This window comes from Lentzea terrae (assembly GCF_003265345.1).
GTDB classification, from domain to species: Bacteria; Actinomycetota; Actinomycetes; order Mycobacteriales; family Pseudonocardiaceae; genus Lentzea; species Lentzea terrae.
The window spans coordinates 17632-35858 of sequence record NZ_QFWW01000004.1 but is presented as its reverse complement, the minus strand read 5'-3'; the positions used below and the strand labels follow the sequence as shown (position 1 = coordinate 35858).

The window sequence follows — 18227 nt, the reverse complement described above, 5'->3', positions numbered from 1 at the left end:
TCGCCGCGTTCCCGATCCGGCTCGCCCGGAGCTGCCCTAGCGTGTCGTCGAGCGCATCGGGCACGGCATCCTTTCCGGCAAGCATGTATTCGAATCACCGCCACGACGGAGCTCCAGACCACCGAGGAACAGATTGTCCCGAAGCCGTTCTAGTCGGTGTGGTCCGGTTCGAGGTACGCGTCGAACTCGGCATAGTGGATGACCGCGGCACACTTGTCGTCCGAGGTCGCCGTTCGCCCCGGTCGCCACTCGTGCCAGGTCTCGAGCACGTCGCGCGCCAAGTCGACCTCCAGCAGGTAGGTCATCCCGCTGGCGAGCGCCGCTCGCATTTCGGGACTGTGTTGTACGGCCGCAGTCGCCGCGGACTCGCAGGTCCACGGTTTGGCGGCGTAGATGGTCACGTCGTCGTCCAACTCGTCGAGCCGGTCGAGCAGCTCCCTGAGTGTCGCCATCACTCGCCCCACTTCTTGAATCCCCCAGAGCGACCGGGGTGCAACAGTTTCTGCAAGTTACCGGCTGCCTTGTGTTGGACGCGCGGCACGAGTTGGAGCAAGCCCGGCTCGAGGGCGTGGTGCCAGGTCCAATTGAGCGGCGACTTGCGCGAGACCGCTCTGGGGCCGGACAGTTGATCGCGCAATCCAGGGATGAGATCGTCCATCGCGGTGGCGAAGGCTGGATCGGAGTCCATCGCCTCCAGCAACATCGTGTTGGCTTCCTGGAAATGGTCTTCCCGGGTGATACCGGGATACGACGTCTTTTTGAGCTGGACCTCAAACGCCACGGAGTAGGCGCGTCCCGATCCGACGACCGGCGCGTTGGGTGCGGAACCTGGCCGCCCGAGCGAGATAGATCCCCGATCATCGCCCCAGCCGCCGGCCTTGGCGCGTTCCTTCAGGGCAGACCACCCGGCGCTCACGCGACTGGCCGCTTGGGGAGCCTTGACACCTGCCTTTCCCACCGCCCCAAGAACTCCGCCGATCAGGCCGTCGGCCATTACCCGGTCGATGTTCACGGCGCCGGTCGTCAGCAGCTGTCCCGCCGCACTGGCGGCGGCGCCGGACAACGCGCCTGCGGCGACGAACCCGAGGCCGCCGGTCGCGGCGGCGACCACTCCCCCGACCGCGCCGGCCAGTGCACCGGTCCCGGCACAGCTGAGCACCGCCTGGCCGTCGGGGCAGTCCAGCGCCCCGGCGACCGCCCCGCCGACAGTGAACGCCGCCACCACGCACAACGGCGTGCCGGCTCCTGCGGTGAGCAACGCGCACCCGGCGAACGTGGCCGCGCCGGCGGCGAACGAGGCCGCCAGGGTGAACGCGGCCTTGGGGTCGTGTGTCACCCGGTAGACGGTCTGCTGGATGTTGGTCACCACGGCGTCTACGTGCTGTGCGACCTGGGCGACGGACTTCGGCAGGGCTTTGATGAGCGCGTCGCGCACTGGCTCGCGGGACAAGGTCTTGGCGGCCTCGACGAGCGGTTTGGCCGCGGGGAACGTGTCGGTGATGCGGTCGCCGACCCAGTCGGCGACCTTTGCGACGAAGCTGGTCACCTGTTCCCAGCCGGGGATGCTCCACCGGCCGTCGGGGTCGAAGAAGTTCAGCGGGTCGGCGTTGCCGTAGGTGTAGCGGTTGAGGGTGACCGGGCTGGTGAGGTCGCCGACCACGTCGTCGACGGCGGTGAAGCGGCCGGTTGCCGCGTCGTAGCTGCGGGCGCCCATGTCGACCAGGCCTGTCATTCCGTCGGTGAGCATCGACTGGAAGCCGAGCGGCACCGGGGCCGTGCCCGTTGAGGCGGCGTTGCCGAACGCGTCGTAGGTCTTCGTCTGTTGCACGGTGCCGTTGAAGACCATGCCCACGTCGCCGTGGAGGTTGTGGAAGACCCGTGAGCTGCCGCCGCCCTGGGTGGTCTCGGCGAGTAGTGAGCCCGACGGGTCGCGCACCAGGTCGGTCCTGGTGGTGCCCGCGCGGAACTGCGACAGCCGGGTGGAGGGGCCGTCGTAGGACAGCTGGTCGCCGCCGCTGCTAGTGGTGCGCCCCAAGGCATCTCGGCCGTAGGTGACCGAGGTGGCCCCGTTGTTCGCGGCGACGAGTTCACCGAAGCCGTTGTAGGAGTAGTGGGTTGTCGTGCCGGACCTCGTGACGTCGGTGAGGTTGCCGTCGGCGTCGTAGGTGTGGGCGCTGCCGTCCGACGCGCCGGTCAGCCGGTTCGCGGCGTCGTAGGTGGACTGCACTGTGGACGCTTCGGTGCGGTTGCCGTCGGCGTCCCACCCGTAGGTGGCGGTTCCTGCGGAGGTGAGCCGTCCGGCGGCGTCGTAGCCGAACGCCGTGGTGCCCGACCCGGTCTGGGTGAGGCTGGTGACCTGGCCGTTGGTCGAGTACTGCGCGGTCACGTCGTACGCGCCGTTGCCGGCGGTGACTCTGGTGGGCCGTTGCGCGGCGTCGAGGTACCGGGTGTCGCTGCCGTACGTCGGGCTGACCGCGGACCTGGTGATCGACCGGCCCGTGTAGTTGTAGCTGTAGTTCAGGCTGGTTCCACCGCGGACCTGTGAGAGCCGGCCCTCGGTGTCGTAGGCATATGTCGTCGTGGCGCCGCTGGGCGGTGTCTTCGAGGCGAGCCGCAGCGCGGCGTCGTAGGTGTACGCCGTGTCGCCCGCGGCGTCGGTGCTGCGGACGAGCTGGCCGCGGTTGTCGTAGCCGAAGCCGAGGCCGCCCGCGGAGGTCAGGCGCCCGGCTGTGTCGTAGCCGAACGTCCGGACGTCCGTGCCCGCCGTACTCGTCGTCCGCCGTCCCGCGAGGTCGTAGGCGTGCGCCACGACGCGTCCCGACGGGTAGGTGGTGCTGGTGAGCCGTCCCTCCTGGTCGTAGGCGAACCGGGTGACCGAGGCACGCGGGTCCTGTTCGGACTCGACGCGGCCGGCCGCGTCGTAGGTGTAGGTGTAGGCGCCGCCCCGTGGCAGGGTCAGCGCGGTCAGCTCGCCCGCCGCGTTGTAGGTGTTGCGGCTGGTGTTGCCGAGGGGGTCGCTGGCCGAGGTCACCCGTCCGGCGAGGTCGTAGGCGCGTTGGCTGGTCTGCCCGCCCGGTGCGGTGACGCTCACCTCGTTGCCCGTGAGGTCGTAGCCGCGGGTGGTGCGGTTGGCGAGCGGGTCGATCGAGGCGGTCCGGCGGCCGCGCACGTCGTACTCGAACGTGCTGACCTGGTTGAACTGGTCGGTGTAGGTCAGCACCCTGCTCATCGGGTCGTAGGTGAACTTGCGGTCGTACCCGTCGGTGTCGATGCGGGTGAGCCGGTCGAGCGCGTCGTAGGTGTTCGCGACCTTGACCCCTGCAGGGTCGGTGTGGGTGAGGACGTTGCCCGCGAGGTCGTAGGTGTTGACCCAACTGGCGCCGGTCGCGTCGCTGCGCACGGCGGGCCGTCCGGCCGGGTCGTACCCGGTGGCCTCGACCACCCCGGTGGGATCGGTGGTCCTGGTCAGCCGTCCCAGCGCGTCGTAGGCGTGCTTGGTCTCGTAGCCCAGCGGGTCCTTGGCGCTGGTCGCACGGTTGACCGCGTCGTAGCCGTAGGTCCGCGTCGCTCCGGAGCGGTCGGTGTGCTTGGTCAGGTTGCCCGCGGCGTCGTACTCGAACGTCTCCGTGGTCTCGCCCGGCCACGTCCGCCTGGTCAGCCGGCCCAGTGAGTCGTACTCGCCGGTGATCGTGCGCCCGAGCGGATCGGTCATCGACCTGACGCGCCCAGCACCGTCGTAGGCGTAGGTGGTGACGCCACCGGTCGCGCCGGTCTCCTTGGCAACACGACCATCCACGTCGTATTCGCGGACCGTGCTACCGCCACGCCCATCCGTCGAGGTGACGAGCTGGCCCGCGGCATCCGTGGTCGCCGCCTCGACGACGCCAAGCGCATCGGTGATCGTCGTGGTGCGGGTGGCGTCGTGGTAGGTGATGGTGCTGACCGCGCCCGCCTGGTTCGTGCGGCCGGCCGGGCGGTTGAGATCGTCGTAACCCACGATGATCGTCTTGCCGAGCGGATCCGTGGTGACCGTGGGGTTTCCCGCCGCGTCGTAGGCTTGCAGCCACTTGCGGCCCAGCGGGTCCGTCGACTGGCTCTGCCTGCCGAGCAGGTCGTAGGTGTACGAGCGGGTGGCGCCGTCCGGGGTCTGCACCTTCGTGGTGCGGCCCGCGCGGTCGTAGACGGTCTGCACGACCTGACCAAGCGCGTCGGTGATCCGCACGGTCCTGCCCGCCGGGTCGTACGTGGACCGCGTCACCGCGCCGGTGGGGTCGGTGGCGCTGGTCGGCCAGCCCTCGGGCGAGTAGGTGCGGGTCGTCACGCCGCCACGGGCGTCGGTCACCTTGACGGCTCGTCCGGCCCCGTCGTACTCGACCGTGGTGCGCTGCCCGGCCGGGTCCACCGAGGCGCTGAGCCGGCCCGCGCCGTCGTACTCGTAGCGGGTCGTGGCGCCGGTCGGATCCGTGGTGGTGACCCGCATCCGGTCGTCGTTGAAGGTCAGCGCATACACGCCGCCGCCGGATTGGGTCACCCTCTCGGGCTCGTCCCACACCGTGTAGGTGAGCGTCCGGCGGCGGCCGATCGGGTCGGTGACCGCAGCCGGGCGGCCCTGCGGGTCGTTGTCGTAGGTCGTGGTCGCGCCGGTCTCGTCGGCGACCGTCGCGCGGTCGCCGTTCGCGGTGTAGGTGTAAGTGGCGGTGCGGCCCAGCGGGTCCGTGCGGCCGGTCGCCTGGCCACGCGTGTTGAACCCGTAGCGCCAGACCTTGCCGCGCTGGTCGGTGACCGTCGCCAGGCGTCCGTCCCCGTCGTAGGTACGCGTGATCGTCGTGGCGTCGCCGTAGGTGGTGACCAGCTGCTTGTGCTGGGCGTTGAAGGTGGTACGCACCACCACGCCCTGCGGGTCGACCTTCATAACCGGATCGCCATTGCCGTCGAAAACGGTGGTGTCGGCGGCGGGCCCATAGCCGGTCATCGGCACGGTCGGCACACCGGTGACCACGACCATGGCCCGGCCCTCGCCGTCGTAGACGACGTGCCTGCCGCTGCCGCCCCGGATCTGGTCGGTCACCAGCCGGCCGCTGCTGTCGTAGTCCTGGTCGGCCTGCCCGCCGTCGGGAAGCGTGACGGTCGTGCGCCGGTTCGCCGTGTCGTAGCTGAAGCTCGACCGGCCGGAGCCCTCCTGCTCCACCCACGCCACCTTGCCGTCGGTGTGGTAGCCGACGGCGAGCTTCGCGCGTCCGGACGGCGCGGTGACCTTCGACAGCTTCCCGTTGGGGTCATAGGCATAGGTCTCGGTCTTGCCGTCGACACCGCTGGCCGCGGTCAGGCGGCCGTCGGTGTAGGCGAAGCCGGCCGACCGTCCCGTCGAGTCGTTGAGCGACCGCAGTTTGCCGTCCGTGCGCGTGTAGGCGATGTAGCGGCCCGAGACACCGGTGACGCGCTCCAGCTGACCGCCGGCGCGGGTGATGTCGAGCTTGTGGCCGGCATCGCCGAGCAGCATGCCGGTCAGAGCCCCGTTCGGGTCGAACTGATAGGTGTCCTGGCCCGGCGTGGTCACCTGGCTTCCGCCGGCGTCGCTGGCAAAACCGGCCGACACACCGGGCGCGGGCAGATATCCGGCCGCCGGGTCGATACCGAACCCGATCGATGCACCGTCGGCCGTGGTCATCGTCGCCGTACCGTTCGCCGTCGACAACGCCTCGGAGAACGCCGTGCTCCAGCCGACACCCGCGTCACCCGCCGCGGCGTCGGAGCGGTACGTGCGAGTCGCGGTCACCTGCTTGCCCGCGTCCTGCACCACCAGATCGCTCGCCTCATAGGTGAGCGCCCCGGACGCGGTGTTGACCGGCCCGTACCGTGGCGCGGACGCTTCGTTGACACCGTTCGGTACCGCGCCGGGAGCACCGGACATCGCCGGGAGTACCGACTTCACATAGCCCGTGACGGGATAGGTGTAGCCCGGCGTGTCAGGGCAGACGGTCGACGTGTTCAGCGTCCATTGTGGACTCGCGGCGCTCGCTTCGGCCTGTGTCGCGCACGCCGGCAGCTGCAGGGTGTTGACGTTGTGGGACCACCAGTTCACCGAGTAGTCGCGCATCTGCTGCGAGCTCGTGCCGTACGACCCGACCCCGCCCGCGAGGTTGTTAAACCGGACGTCCGCCTGCGCTCGCGTCGGGGCTGGCGAGCCGGCGACCGTGACCTTGCCGCCAACGACGTTGTGCCAGAACCGGACCTTCTTCGGGGAGTACGCGAAGAAAGCGAAGAGGCCGAACGAGTTGTCGAAGATGTTGCCAACGACATCGACCGAATCACCGCTCGTGGTGACGCCGCACTGCGACCGCGCGAAGTGACTGTTGTAAACGCCGACGAACCCGAGGTCGGGATTGGTGTCGGAGTACACACCATTGATCAACGAGTCGGTGATGCTCGAGTTGGACACGACCAGGCTCGCACTTCCGTTGGTGCCTACAGCGCCGTGGCCCTGGCAAGAACCACCGCTGCTGTAGCCGCCATAGCGGACATCGGTGTAGTCGAGCACCGACACCGGACGCGTGGCCGCGGGCTGTACCAACGACCCGAACAACGTGACGCCGAGCCAGTCGCCCCGCGCGGGCACAGACGCCGAACCGTCGCCGTTCGTGTCACCCATGACCATGTCGTCCTTGTACGACGTGATCACGACCCGGTTGGCTGGCGTGCCCAGCGACAGGAACTGCCCCTTCACGCTGATCCCCGCGTTGTGGTCCGCCTGGCCGTCGAGCTTGATCACGGTGCCCGGCAACAGAGTCAGCGACGCCTGTTCGCCGATCGTCAGCGTTCTCCGGATGATGTAAGGCGATCCCAGCGGTCCCCACAGCGTGTCCGTCGTGATCGACTGGCCATCGAGGATCGTGGGACCGGGTGTGGTCACGGTCTGCACCACCGGCGCGGGGTTAACCGCACCTGGAGGCGCCACCGGCTCGACCGCTCGCGCGGGTTCCGCAGCCAACACCGCGGCCACCTGCATCGACAACACCGAGACCACGAACGCGCTCAACCGGCGACGCACCATGACAACCCCCAGACGACGACGGGGTTTCACTCTCCGTGCCGCGCCACCGCAACGCTGCCCGACAATCGGTCAAGACATCTGCCCGATCGGCCGTAACGTGTCGGCCGATCAACCGACAGCACGGACGCCACCCGCACGCTCGGGCAGCGGATCACGCACCGAAGGACGCCAATGACAGGCAGTCAACGGGATCCCGCTTCACGGCCGCCGAACGTCCGACCAGGCTGAAGTCAGCATCACGATCGAGGCTCACCGCAGGAGTCGATTGACATCCTGGTGACCGGCCTAGCGGTTGCAGGTGGTACCAAGCCCCTGCACGACTTGATCGGCAACATCAAGGCGAGCAAGGAGAACACGCAAGCCCCTGGGTGCGTCACTCAAGCTGCTGTCCCTGAGGTCGAACACGTCGTTGGAGTGTCGCTATCTGCTCGTCCACGAGGTCGACTGGCTTCGCGGCCGAGCCCCCACCTGAGCGCATGACGCTTTGATCGTTTCCACGTGCTGGCTGACCGTCGCGGCACGTAAGGCATCCGGATCCGCTGCTCACAATGGGTGACTGACTATCACTCCAGGTAGCGTCAGGGTTGATGCTCCCGCCCTTTCGATGTGCGTAACACGTTTGCCGCAGCGAACCATTCCATCACGCAGCGAAACTCCTCCTGGGGTGATCTGCAGTGCACTGGTTCCACTCGAAGGAGTGGTGACTAAGTCGAATATCTGGCTGGCCTGCTACGCATCGTGACGCATCGCGTGTGCTCTTACCTGCGCATGCGATAAAGTGACGTCGCTCGATTGGGTGGAGTGCGCATCAAACTGATGCGATGCTCGTTGCTTCAATTAACGTGCAAGTGTCACTGCCGTGCAGGCAGGGCAGGACCCTCGGGTCCGACGGAAGCTCGCCGCCCGTGCCGGTCCAAAGAACGTTGGTCGGGCGGCGAGTTCGTTGGCTGTTGCAATCGTGCGCGCGGTCGCTCGGCTGGTGGTCGCCTGATCGGGTGATCACGGCGATATGGGTGGCCCCACGGGTGACTGGCTGGCTAATTCGACAACTCCAATGGTTGATAAATTCACCATTGGGCGAATGGCCGCGAGTTTGATGGGATTTGCCCAGTTCCGGTATGGCATGATTACTGCCGCAGTTCAGTTCGATCGACTCATGCTTCCTCGCACCTGGACCGGCGCGGAGCATGGTTTGGCTAGACCCGTCGGTACTCGTTAGTCTATTTTACAAGGGATCCTGTCATGTCTGAAGTAAGAAAGTTTTTGGATGAGGCTGATGGCACGCCTGGCGGGCCCAGCAACTTCTCAGCACGCATGCTGCCGCTGATCGTGGTCTCAGTTGTGGTTAGCAAAGTGCTCGAAGACCAAAACTCGAGCACCTATGCCGAGTGGGCGTCGGTCGGGCTGGTCGGAATTGCGCTTGCCCGGGCCGTATTCCTCTTTGCTCAGTGGCTGCGTTACAACTGGCGGGGAACCTTCACGTTCTCGGTGCAGACTAAAGATGGCTTTGCAATATCGATGTCGTACAACAACCGCACCAGGTGAGGTTCCCTTGATAAGCGCTCGGCTTGCTGAATCACAACCTCAGCCTGCCGTCGCTTGCCGCGCTGGTGAGGACACCCCGTCCTCACCAGCGCAGGGGGAGCAGATCGATATCCACGCTTTTACGGAATTTTTCAAAGACAACTATCCCGACTTGGTCAGCTATGCGGCACGTATCGTCGGCGAGCAGCAATACGCCGAGGATGTAGTAGCTGAAGCCATGACCTACTTGCTAGAGAACTGGTCAAAAATGCAAGGACGGTTGTCTGAGGCGAACGGGTACTCAAGGACCCGTAGATACATGTTTGGCGTGGTGCGCAACATGGCACTGGCCGCGCGAAAGAAGGCGCGCCGAAGCCTTCCGGTGGATGATGCTGTACTTGAGCTGCATGCTCCCGATGTATCCGATATATCCACCGTTGGCCTGCTCGGCCTTGACGTTAAGCGCGTGATATCGACCTTGCCGCGGCGTCAACACGCTGTCGTGGCGCTGCTCCTGCTCGGATGTTCGAACGACGAAATTTCCGAGCACATGGGCTGGTCATCGAACATGACGCGGATGTACCTCGCTCGTGCACGCCGGCAACTGAAGGAGTTGCTTCGCGGCGCCATCATCGCGGTCGGTGTGGCTGCCGCGGCCTTAGGCGTTCCCCATGGTTCTGACGCCGAGCCGCGTCAGCCAGATGAACCTATTGAACCCTTTGATCCTGGTGCTGACCTGGCTCAGTCGGATTCACCGCTCCATCTCGGTGATGTGTGGTCGAGCCGAGTGACGCTGAGCGCATCGCCATTCCACTTGATTGGGCATGGTCGAAGCATGTCGGGCGAAGAGTCCTCTTGATCACTGCATGCCTTCTCGCTGCGTAGCGATACTTCCTAGCAGAAGATCAAGATCGCATGTAGCACCGGGCGCGGCCGCGACGATACTTCGAGGGTGCCTCCGTCCTGATAATGGACAAATAAATGACAAGCGAGACTGGCCACAGTAGCCACGAAGATCGTTAGTTGGGTCCGTGTCTACGAGCGGTTGGTTTGGCGCGCCGAACGGTTTAGGGCCAATAGTCCCGACCGATCACGAACGTCGAAGGTACGCAACCTGCGTGTTTATCGCCTCGAGATATGCACTAGCGTGCGTGCCCCCGCCGTTTCACCCAGGAGTGGATGCGTGAGCACTGCAGTGCCGCCTGAGTCCGTCAGGCCTGGGACCACCACGGACAACAAGATCCAAGGGACGGCGATGGCAGCCGCCCAAGCCGGGGTGATCAACGGCGATGTGTACTTCCACGGCATCCCAGGTGGCGACCTGCAGCCGGGTTTGGTTTCGACCATCCCTCCAACCGAACGCCTGGTCGGCAGGCTGTACGGCCGCGAGCACCTGATTGATCACCTGGTTGAGGTAGTGCGCCGCAACGACGGCTCGAAGGTCGTGTTGCACGGCACCGGAGGGGGCGGCAAAACCGCGGTCGCGCTTGGGCTCGCGGACAAACTCGCGACCGAGCAGCCGCACATCAAGGTGTGGTGGGTCGACGCATCCACGGAGAGCAGTCTCAACGCGGGATTGCGAGAGGTTGCCTACGACGCGGACCCGCAGCGCATCGACGAGAGCGCGCGGGCTTGGGCAGGAAAGGGTTCAGCCCCTGACATGCTCAAGAAGGCGCTCTTGGCTGCGCGCGGCTCCTGGGTGATCGTCCTCGACGGGGCGGATGACTGCCGCATGGTTGAGAAGTGGTGCCAGGCGCTGCGGCTTCCGAGTGGTTCGGTGATCTTTACGAGCCGGCACGGGAAGTCGAGGTTGTGGACCAACTCCATGGAGGTTCATGCGGTCGGTCCGCTGTCGGAGGGCGCAGCAGTTGAGTTGTTGTGTGGGCTTGCGCCGGGGTGTGGCACCGAGCAGCAGGCCTCGGACTTGGTGTGCTCGTTGGGATACCTGCCGCTCGCAGTGCGTCTGGCAGGCCAGTACCTCAACGCCGCGCGCACCTTGCCGCCCGTGGCGGGGCTCGCCTTGCCTGGAGATTTTGAGCAGTACCGACTGCTCTTCCACGACCGCTTCCCAGAGCTCGATGAGCTGCACAAGCTTCAGAGCGAGGGCCAGCTCGACGAGCGAGAACTCTTGTTTCGCACATGGGAGTTGTCGCTGGACCTGTTGGCGGACCTCGGCATGCCGTGGGCCCGGCCGCTGCTGCGGTGGATGTCCTGCTTCGAGCAGGCACCGATCCCGTACGTCATTGCGAACGCCAAGGTGCTTGGGCAGTCGCCACTGTTCGAGGGCTTGACGGGGTACGAGGTACTCCGTGCCTTCGTTGTCCTGGGCGACTTCGGGCTCATCGAGGAGGTGATGTTCAACGACGCGCGGTCATCCGCGGTGACAACGAAGTGCTACCTGCTTCACCCGGTGATCCGCGAGGCGAGCCGGCACCAGCCCGACCTGAAGCGCGATCTTGAGAAGTACCTGAAGCTCTGCGTCGCCGCCCTCGACGGCTACACCTGCGACCTCGCGAGCAACGACCCGCACGCCAGATCGATGTGGGCGGCACTCAGTCCGCATTGCGAGCTGATCGTGGACTGGATCTACCGCGTCCGCGACGAGCTGCCGGACCCCACGGGTTGGGAGCTTCTAGCCACGAAGCTGACCTGCGTGGTGGCGCAGTTCGCGCTGTACTCGGGTTCGTACGTGCGGGCCGCGAAACGATTCGAGCAGGCGCTGGCAGTCAGGATCCGCCACCTCGGGGAGAAGCACCCGGAGTCGCTGGCAGTCCGTCGGCAACTTGCCTTGCTACGGAAGGAAAAACACGGGGCCAGGCTCGCCATCCCCGATTTCGTCGCCCTGGTCGAAGACGCGAAGGAAGCGCTCAGCGAACTGGATCCGTTCGCCCTCGAGTGCCAGCTCGACTTGGCATCACTTCTCGCCGAGGTGATCGAGGACGATACCGTCGTCGACGTCTACCGAGAGATCGTCCACCTCAGTCACCAGCTCCACGGTCATGCAGAGGTGACTGGCCTTACCGCCCAGATGAGCCTCGTAGCAGCACTGGTGCGGCGTGATGACGAGAGGTGTCCGATCGAACTCCTGAAACTCATGACTATGGTCGACGAGATCGGACGTACTCCAGGTGAGGCCGAACGGTTGCCGTTCGGTCTGGAATCGACGCAATCCGCGATCATGAAGCTGCTGCAGCGCTACTTGAGCGGGCGGCGTTTTCTCGCTGACGGTACGTAGTGGATGTTGCCTCAGCATCTCCTCGAGCGCCTGATCGAACCACCCTTCGGACATTGCTCACCATGTGTTGCGATCCTCGCTGTGCGCGGACGCCCAGCGCTTCCGACAGCAACGTGTTCAAGGCGGCGGGGCTGCACTTGTTGCGATCCTCGCTGAGCGCGGACGCTCAGCGCTGCCCTAGACGAACAGGGCCAATTACATAACGTGCTTACCCAGACAACGATGCCACGGCCCAGGCACTAACGACACGCCCGCAACGGGTATGTGAACCCGTTCGGCGCATTTGTTCCTGGTGTGGCACTGCGACGGCGATGTCTCAGTCATGATGGCTCGCATGACGCCTTCGGTCCGGATCGCCGTTGACGGCGATGAGATGCCGTTGTTGCGCGAGTGGCTCAACGCCGAACCCGAACTTCGCGGCCGTGTCATGGTGGCCGGCGGCGAGGCGGCGCCGGATGAGATGGGTGTGGTGACCGAGTTGGTCGTGGCGGTCGGTGCGGCCGTGCCGATGGCATCGGTGTTGGCGCGGACCGTGACCACGTGGTTGGTGCAACGGCGGTCCGACGTGACGCTGACGATCACCGGGGCGGACGGGAAGAAGATCACGGTGAACGCCAAGCGGGTCAAGGATGCGGAAGCGTTGATTCGCGACGTGCTGGAATCCGGTGATGCTTCCTGACCGCGGCCGCTCGTACGCGGTCCTGATCGGTACGTCGCACTACCGGTCGCCGGAGCTTCCCCGCCTGCCTGCGGTCAGGCAGAACCTCGACGACTTGCAGGCGGTGCTGACCGATCCCGCGTTGGGCTGGCTTGATCCCGCGCACTGCGTGGTCGCCGCGAACACCAGGGACGTGCGGACGGTCTATCGCGCGTTGCGCGACAGCGCGATGGCTGCCGAGGACACGTTGTTCGTGTACTTCGCCGGCCACGGGCGGGTGGGCGCGCGCAATGAGCTCTTCCTCAGTCTCGCCGACACCGATCCGGACGCGCTGCAGGTCAGCGCTCTCGCCTACGACCTGGTGCGGGACGCGTTAAACCACAGCCCGGCCGCGAACAGAGTGGTGGTCCTGGACTGTTGCTTCAGCGGACGAGTCGTCGACGACATGGCGGGTGACGTCATCGGGCAACTCGAGGTCGAGGGCACCTACGTGCTGGCCGCGACACCACCGAACGCCGTGGCGCTGGCACCGCGGGGAGCCACGCACACCGCGTTCACCGGAATGCTGCTCGAGTTGCTCGGCAACGGGTTGCCGGACGCGCCGCCGCTGCTGACGCTGGGACGGATCCACCAGGAGTTGGTGCGAACGGCGATAAAACGTAGCCTGCCGCAGCCGAGACAACGAGGAACGGGTACCAGTCAGAACCTGGCTCTGGCGCGCAACGCCGCGAAGATCGACCGCTCCGCACCCGTCGTCGCCACGAGCCCGCCGCCAGAGCCACTCAGGCGGCACGGTGTGCGGCTGCCCGTCGCCATGGTGCTGCTCCTGCTGGCGGTGTCCCTGGCTGTCCTTGGGTTGTTCCTGTGGCTCGAGTCGGAGATCGGGAGGCCGTACCGGTCGTCGGGCGGTGCCGAGTTCGGGGGCGGGCGTGCGGTCTACAGCACGAGCGGCAGGTATGTCGTTGACAACGTCGACGGCCTGGTGCCGGTGCTGGACCACGGGGACCGCGTTATCGCGATGCTCGGTGGAGGCGGTGACGTCTCCGCGCTGACGATCAGTGACGACGGAAAGTTCGTCGCGGTGGCGAAGCGCGACGAGGACGAGGTGAAGGTCTACGACGTCGATCGAGCGGCCGAGAACGCCAAAGTGCCCGAGAGCAGGAGAGTTCGCGGCACCGAACTCACGACTCTGGCACTTGCCTTGAACAGGGACGCCACGCTGCTGGTGGTGGACAACATGGTGTGGGATCTGCGTGCCAACAGGCAGATCGGTGAGCTGCCGGTACCCGAATCGGGGTCCTCGACGCCTAATGCGGTCTCAGGTGCGGCGTTCCACCCGACTGAACCCGACGTACTGGCGTTGGAAACCCACGAGTCCACACAACTCTGGAACGTTCGAACGCTGACACCGGTCGGCGAGGCGCTTCGCAACGCGCCGACTCTCGGAACGTCGCCGACTCGCGAAGGAGTCGGCGACGTCGACTTCAGCGCCGACGGACGGCTTCTGGCGACGAAGGGCGTGCTGTGGTCACTCGAACGGCGCGAGCGCATCTGTCCCGAAGTGGTGGATCAGCACGCCGTGGAAGCGCTGTCGCCGAACGGCCAGAGCATTGCCGTGCGCGACGGCACCGTGCACGGATTCTTGGTCCGAGTGGAAGATTGCAGACGCTTCGGCGACAGGATCCCCTTCTACCGCGACATGGAGTTCAGTCACGACAGCAGATGGCTCCTGGTCGTGCAGTCGGAGAAGACGGACCGGGTGTCGCTCGAAAGTTGAGCTGCCGGCCAGGTATTCGCCCAGGTGGCCGACGAGGTGATCGAATCTGGAGATGGGTACGCCGGTCGACGCGAACTCCCATGAGGGCTTCTCGACGGTCACAGAGGAGTTCAGCGGTGAGCCTTCTCGAACTCCTCGATGATGTGCGTGGGGATGCGGCCGCGGTCGGAGAGCTCGTGCCCGTTGGCCTTGGCCCACTCGCGGATGGCTTTGGTCTGCTCCTTCGTGCGGGCCTCGGCCACAATCTTGCGGGTGGTCGCCGCAGCGCCACGCTTGGTACGGCCGCCGCTACGTCGGGCCTTCTCTACAAAGTCCTTGAGGCCGTCCCGGAGCTTGGCTGCGTTCTCTGCTTTGAGGTCGATCTCGTACTGCACTCCGTCGAGGGCGAACTGCACCGTTTCTGCGTCCTCGGCGACAGTGCCATCAAGGTCGTCGATGAGCTGAACAAGCACCTTCTGTGCCACAGGGGTACTCCGCCTTCCATTGCAGCGCTTGGTTAACTGCAAACAGTAACAAGATCGCCCAGCCCATCCGACGCATCGACACTCTTCGATCGGATCGAACGGCTGTACAGGGCCCACCAGGCGGCCGCCGATCCAGCTCCACGGCCTCCGGCACGGAGGCGACCGCGATGCTTGCGGCCAGGATCGACATGAAGACGATCCAGGAAACATTGGGCCATTCACAGATCGAGACTCTCAGAAACCTGCACACGAGCGCGCCGCCCAAGATCGCGCGGGACGTGGCGGAGAAGACGACGACGCTGATCCCCTGAAACCAGCCAGGACACCCACCCGCTGAAACGCTCGGGCACCCACAAGATCCACGCGGCGAATTCCAAGGCGAGAAAAACGGTCAAGAGCACGACAAAACCCCAGCTAGACCGAGGTCTGTCTGGGGTTTATGTAGCGCGCTCGACAGGATTCGAACCTGTAACCTTCTGATCCGTAGTTATTCGAGTTATGTGACTCTGCGTCCGACCTAGTCCACCGAGTCCATATCCGTCCAGGTCAGATGGCGATCGCCTCCATATAGTCCGTAGACGTCCGTGCTGTTCTGGAACGTCCGGGCACCCCCAGGGCACCCATTCGGGCAGCCCCAGACAGACCTCCTTGGTCCAGATCGGACCAGCCAATCCAGCACTGACTTGGCTCCGGCAGATATCGCATCCACGCCGGGGCCGGGAATTGGACCTCGGAGGTTTCCGACATGCACTCGGGCAGCACTGAGCACGACCGCAAGCCCATCGATACCGCCCGCGGCGACGGAGCTGTGGGCACCGAAGCGATTCGAAGCCTGCTCGGCGTCCCCGATCAGCCGCTCGAAGAGTTGATCGAGCAGTGGTCCGCGGCACGGACGCGAAGCCTTCTCGCCGTGGCGGCCTACCAGCAGCCGCCAGCTGTCAACGATCTGCTCAGCGAACTCGCGTACGCGACGCACATCGCGCGAGAGGTGATCTCCGGTCGCTGGTGCGTCGTGGCCGCGTTGCTTCGCACTGGCACCGACGGCGTGAACTCCTGGTCAGTGATCGGCAACGCGATCGGCATGACCGAATTGCAGGCCAAGGACGGGTTCCACACTTGGGTGGCGAGCCAGAACAACCTGCGGCACCAGACCGGCAGGTTTGGTTTTACTGACGCTGAAGCCAACACACTGCACCAACTCGCCGAGGCGGCGTCCTGGTGAGCATCGAAGCGATCAACTGGGCCCTCAACGATGCACCGATCCCACGAGACCGGCGCGACGCCTCCAGCCTCGCCGCGGTTCTCATCGGGCTGGCCAACCACGCCGGCCCGGAAGGGGGCAATGCCTTCCCCTCCCTCGACACCCTCGTGCACTACACCCGGCTGTCCGAACGCACCGTCCGCTACGCGCTGCGGACGCTCGAAGAGCTCCTGCTCATCCGGCCGTCCGATCCGGACATCGTCGCCGCGTACATCAAGCGCGCAGACCGAAGGCCCAAGGGCTACGACCTAGCCCTGCGACCTTTCAACGGAGCTGTGGACAACGTGCCTCACGAGGGGCAAACACTGCCTCCCGTCGACCAGCACGAGGGGCAAACGCCGCAGGAGCGGGGGGCAAATAGGCCCGGCACGAGGGGCAGTGGTTGCCCCCGAACCGTCCCTAACCGTCCTGGGAACCGTCCCGCGCGCGATCCGCAACGGCCCTGCGGTCAATGCGACGCCCGCCCCAGTGATCCCATTTCAGCCCGAGTGGTGTGGCTCGACGGGGAAAGGTCCAGCTCGACCTTCTGCCCGCGCTGCCATCCCCGCGGAACGCACCCGACGGAGGCGCACCAGTGACCGCCGCGCATGGCGAACTCGTACTCCAGTTCCTGCAGGCAATGAACGAAGCTCTCGCGGAAGGCCGTCCCGCACCAGGCCGCCCCGCGCTAGTCCGCCTGACTGGTGCCACCGATCACACTGTTCGCAGGACCCCACAGCACCAACCCGCTGGGCGCTCACCAGCCCTGGCACCACAATTCGGAGCCGCAGCCTGGGTCATCGCGCTGCTGCTGTCGATCGAGGTGGGCCGCAGTGTGGTCACAGTGCGCGGGACGCAGAAGCGTGGTGGGTGGCGATGACGCTCATGGATCGCAAGTCTCTGCGAGTCGCAGCGAGCACCGAGGCGGAGATCCGCCGCGCGGATGCTGCGGCGGTGCGGGAACTCGATGTGCGGCGCGCGGAGATCGAGTTGGCGCGTGAGCGTGCGCAGGGTAAGCGCGCGGAACGCTTGGCGCGCAACGAGGATCGGCAGGCGGAGCGCTCCCGTAAGCGGGCGGAGCGCCACGATCGCAAGGCTGGTCGGCAGGAGCGGGCGGGGCAGCGCCGGACGCGGCGTGCGGCGTGGCGGGCGCGGGTCACCGGGTGGCTTGCTGATCGGGTGATCGTGGTGCCGATCGTGCTAGCGATGGTGGGCGCGTGGTGGGGCCAGTTCCAGTTGTTCAGTCAGCGGCTTGGGTGGCCGGCGCCGCTGGCGGCTGCAGCGGCGACAGGTATCGAGTGCATCGGTTTCGTGTGCGGGCGGTTGGCGCACGTGGCCCGGCAGCCCGTCACCTTGGCCGCGCGGCCTGTCATGGTCACCACTCTGGACGGTTGCGACGCCGCAGTGACGCGGGACGACTCCGCGTGGGTGGAGCGGCTGGTGATGTGGTTGGTAGTCGGCTATGCAGCCGGGTCGAACTGGGTGCACTCCGGTGACCCGACGGTGGGTGTGCTGTCGGTCGTAGGTGTGGCGGTGTGGGAGGCGCGGGAACGCCGTGTGCATCGTCAGGCACTCGCGGCAGCCGGGCGGCTTCCAGCGCGGCGTCCGAGGTTCGGGGCGGCGCGGTGGTTGCGGTACCCGATGTGGACCTGGCGGGCGTGGTCGGTCGCGCTGCGACATGGGCTGACCGACGCGACCGAAGCACTCACGGCCGCCAATCGCGAGGCGACCGAACACCACACCCGCAAGACGGCCAACAGGGCGCTCGGGTGGCGAGCACGCCGCCGGTTCGGTCGCGTCGTGGCCGCCCGGATCAAGGCGACCGACGAGGAACGCCGTCGTGCGGCGGAAGCGGTCATCCGCGAAGCCGAGCAGGTGACCGGAGCGGCGGCTCTGTTGTTCGGTACGGAGCCGCTTCGGCAGCGGGCGACCGGAGCTGCCAGGTCGCGACCGACCAGCGACAACACCACTGACGCCGCAGATGGCGAGCGCCCGGTTCGGTCGCTGCGGCTGCGGTGGCGGCGGTTGGCCGGTCGTCACGGCGAGACGGCGACCGAGACCGCTGACATCGTGCCGGTGGTGATCGACGGGGTGGACATCTCCGACCTGATGCCCACGGCACGCCGGGCCTCGACCGAGCTCGGCGACCGGCTCTCCCGTGACGCGCTGCTGGACGCCCTGCGGGCGGCCGGGTTGTCGGTCGGGGGCAAGCGCCGCAAGGCAGTCTATGACGCGGTGCTGGCGGAACGCGACCGGATGGCATGACCGGTGGGTGCGG

General features: G+C 66.2%; 12 protein-coding genes. 9 read left to right on the top strand and 3 right to left on the bottom strand.

The annotated features are described in order from the left end of the window. Positions 1 to 149: 149 nt before the first annotated feature. Both DI276_RS06930 and DI276_RS06925 read right to left on the bottom strand, forming a co-directional pair. Positions 150 to 452 carry a hypothetical protein gene (locus DI276_RS06930; RefSeq protein WP_112262448.1) on the bottom strand — a complete coding sequence of 101 codons (303 nt, stop codon included), beginning with the start codon at positions 450 to 452 and terminating at the stop codon, positions 150 to 152. After that, positions 452 to 7036 carry an RHS repeat-associated core domain-containing protein gene (locus tag DI276_RS06925; RefSeq protein ID WP_198680497.1) on the bottom strand — a complete coding sequence of 2195 codons (6585 nt, stop codon included), beginning with the start codon at positions 7034 to 7036 and terminating at the stop codon, positions 452 to 454. Before DI276_RS06925 ends, DI276_RS06930 begins: the two co-directional genes overlap by 1 nt. Positions 7037 to 8293: 1257 nt before the next feature. On the opposite strand from DI276_RS06925, the gene DI276_RS49765 reads away from it, so the two are divergent. The 5 genes from DI276_RS49765 (at position 8294) to DI276_RS06905 (ending at position 14245) form a co-directional block, all read left to right on the top strand. Next, positions 8294 to 8596 (top strand): hypothetical protein, encoded by a 303-nt coding sequence (locus DI276_RS49765; RefSeq protein WP_157984561.1) that lies wholly within the window; start codon positions 8294 to 8296, stop codon positions 8594 to 8596. A gap of 7 nt (positions 8597 to 8603) precedes the next feature. Then, positions 8604 to 9434, top strand: a complete 831-nt coding sequence (locus DI276_RS06920; protein ID WP_157984560.1) for an RNA polymerase sigma factor — start codon at positions 8604 to 8606, stop codon at positions 9432 to 9434. Positions 9435 to 9758: 324 nt separating this feature from the next. Then, a complete protein-coding gene (locus tag DI276_RS06915) occupies positions 9759 to 11810 on the top strand; it encodes a hypothetical protein (RefSeq protein ID WP_157984559.1) in 2052 nt (683 codons plus the stop codon). A gap of 334 nt (positions 11811 to 12144) precedes the next feature. After that, positions 12145 to 12489 carry an effector-associated constant component EACC1 gene (locus DI276_RS06910; protein WP_112262444.1) on the top strand — a complete coding sequence of 115 codons (345 nt, stop codon included), beginning with the start codon at positions 12145 to 12147 and terminating at the stop codon, positions 12487 to 12489. Further along, positions 12479 to 14245 (top strand): caspase, EACC1-associated type, encoded by a 1767-nt coding sequence (locus tag DI276_RS06905; RefSeq protein WP_157984558.1) that lies wholly within the window; start codon positions 12479 to 12481, stop codon positions 14243 to 14245. The genes DI276_RS06910 and DI276_RS06905 overlap by 11 nt, the downstream gene beginning before the upstream one ends. A gap of 110 nt (positions 14246 to 14355) precedes the next feature. On the opposite strand, the gene DI276_RS06900 is transcribed toward DI276_RS06905, so the two are convergent. Further along, positions 14356 to 14709 carry a histone-like nucleoid-structuring protein Lsr2 gene (locus tag DI276_RS06900; protein ID WP_112262442.1) on the bottom strand — a complete coding sequence of 118 codons (354 nt, stop codon included), beginning with the start codon at positions 14707 to 14709 and terminating at the stop codon, positions 14356 to 14358. Between the two features lie 188 nt (positions 14710 to 14897). Between DI276_RS06900 and DI276_RS52940 the strand changes: the two genes are divergently transcribed. From DI276_RS52940 to DI276_RS06885, 4 genes are all read left to right on the top strand, one after another. Further along, positions 14898 to 15020, top strand: coding sequence for a hypothetical protein (locus DI276_RS52940; RefSeq protein WP_269814237.1), 123 nt, complete (start codon positions 14898 to 14900; stop codon positions 15018 to 15020). A gap of 434 nt (positions 15021 to 15454) precedes the next feature. Continuing rightward, positions 15455 to 15931, top strand: a complete 477-nt coding sequence (locus DI276_RS06895; protein ID WP_112262441.1) for a hypothetical protein — start codon at positions 15455 to 15457, stop codon at positions 15929 to 15931. After that, positions 15928 to 16548, top strand: a complete 621-nt coding sequence (locus tag DI276_RS06890; RefSeq protein WP_112262440.1) for a helix-turn-helix domain-containing protein — start codon at positions 15928 to 15930, stop codon at positions 16546 to 16548. Before DI276_RS06895 ends, DI276_RS06890 begins: the two co-directional genes overlap by 4 nt. Positions 16549 to 16825: 277 nt before the next feature. Beyond that, positions 16826 to 18214, top strand: coding sequence for a DUF2637 domain-containing protein (locus tag DI276_RS06885; RefSeq protein WP_112262439.1), 1389 nt, complete (start codon positions 16826 to 16828; stop codon positions 18212 to 18214). The last annotated feature ends 13 nt before the right edge of the window (positions 18215 to 18227 follow it).

Excerpts from the sequence above, each read along its gene's own strand:
- DI276_RS06930 (WP_112262448.1), bottom strand. The coding sequence starts at position 452 with ATGGCGACACTCAGGGAGCTGCTCGACCGGCTCGACGAGTTGGACGAC.
- DI276_RS49765 (WP_157984561.1), top strand. The coding sequence starts at position 8,294 with ATGTCTGAAGTAAGAAAGTTTTTGGATGAGGCTGATGGCACGCCTGGC.
- DI276_RS06910 (WP_112262444.1), top strand. The coding sequence starts at position 12,145 with ATGACGCCTTCGGTCCGGATCGCCGTTGACGGCGATGAGATGCCGTTG.
- DI276_RS06905 (WP_157984558.1), top strand. The coding sequence starts at position 12,479 with ATGCTTCCTGACCGCGGCCGCTCGTACGCGGTCCTGATCGGTACGTCG.
- DI276_RS52940 (WP_269814237.1), top strand. The coding sequence starts at position 14,898 with ATGAAGACGATCCAGGAAACATTGGGCCATTCACAGATCGAGACTCTC.
- DI276_RS06895 (WP_112262441.1), top strand. The coding sequence starts at position 15,455 with ATGCACTCGGGCAGCACTGAGCACGACCGCAAGCCCATCGATACCGCC.
- DI276_RS06885 (WP_112262439.1), top strand. The coding sequence starts at position 16,826 with ATGACGCTCATGGATCGCAAGTCTCTGCGAGTCGCAGCGAGCACCGAG.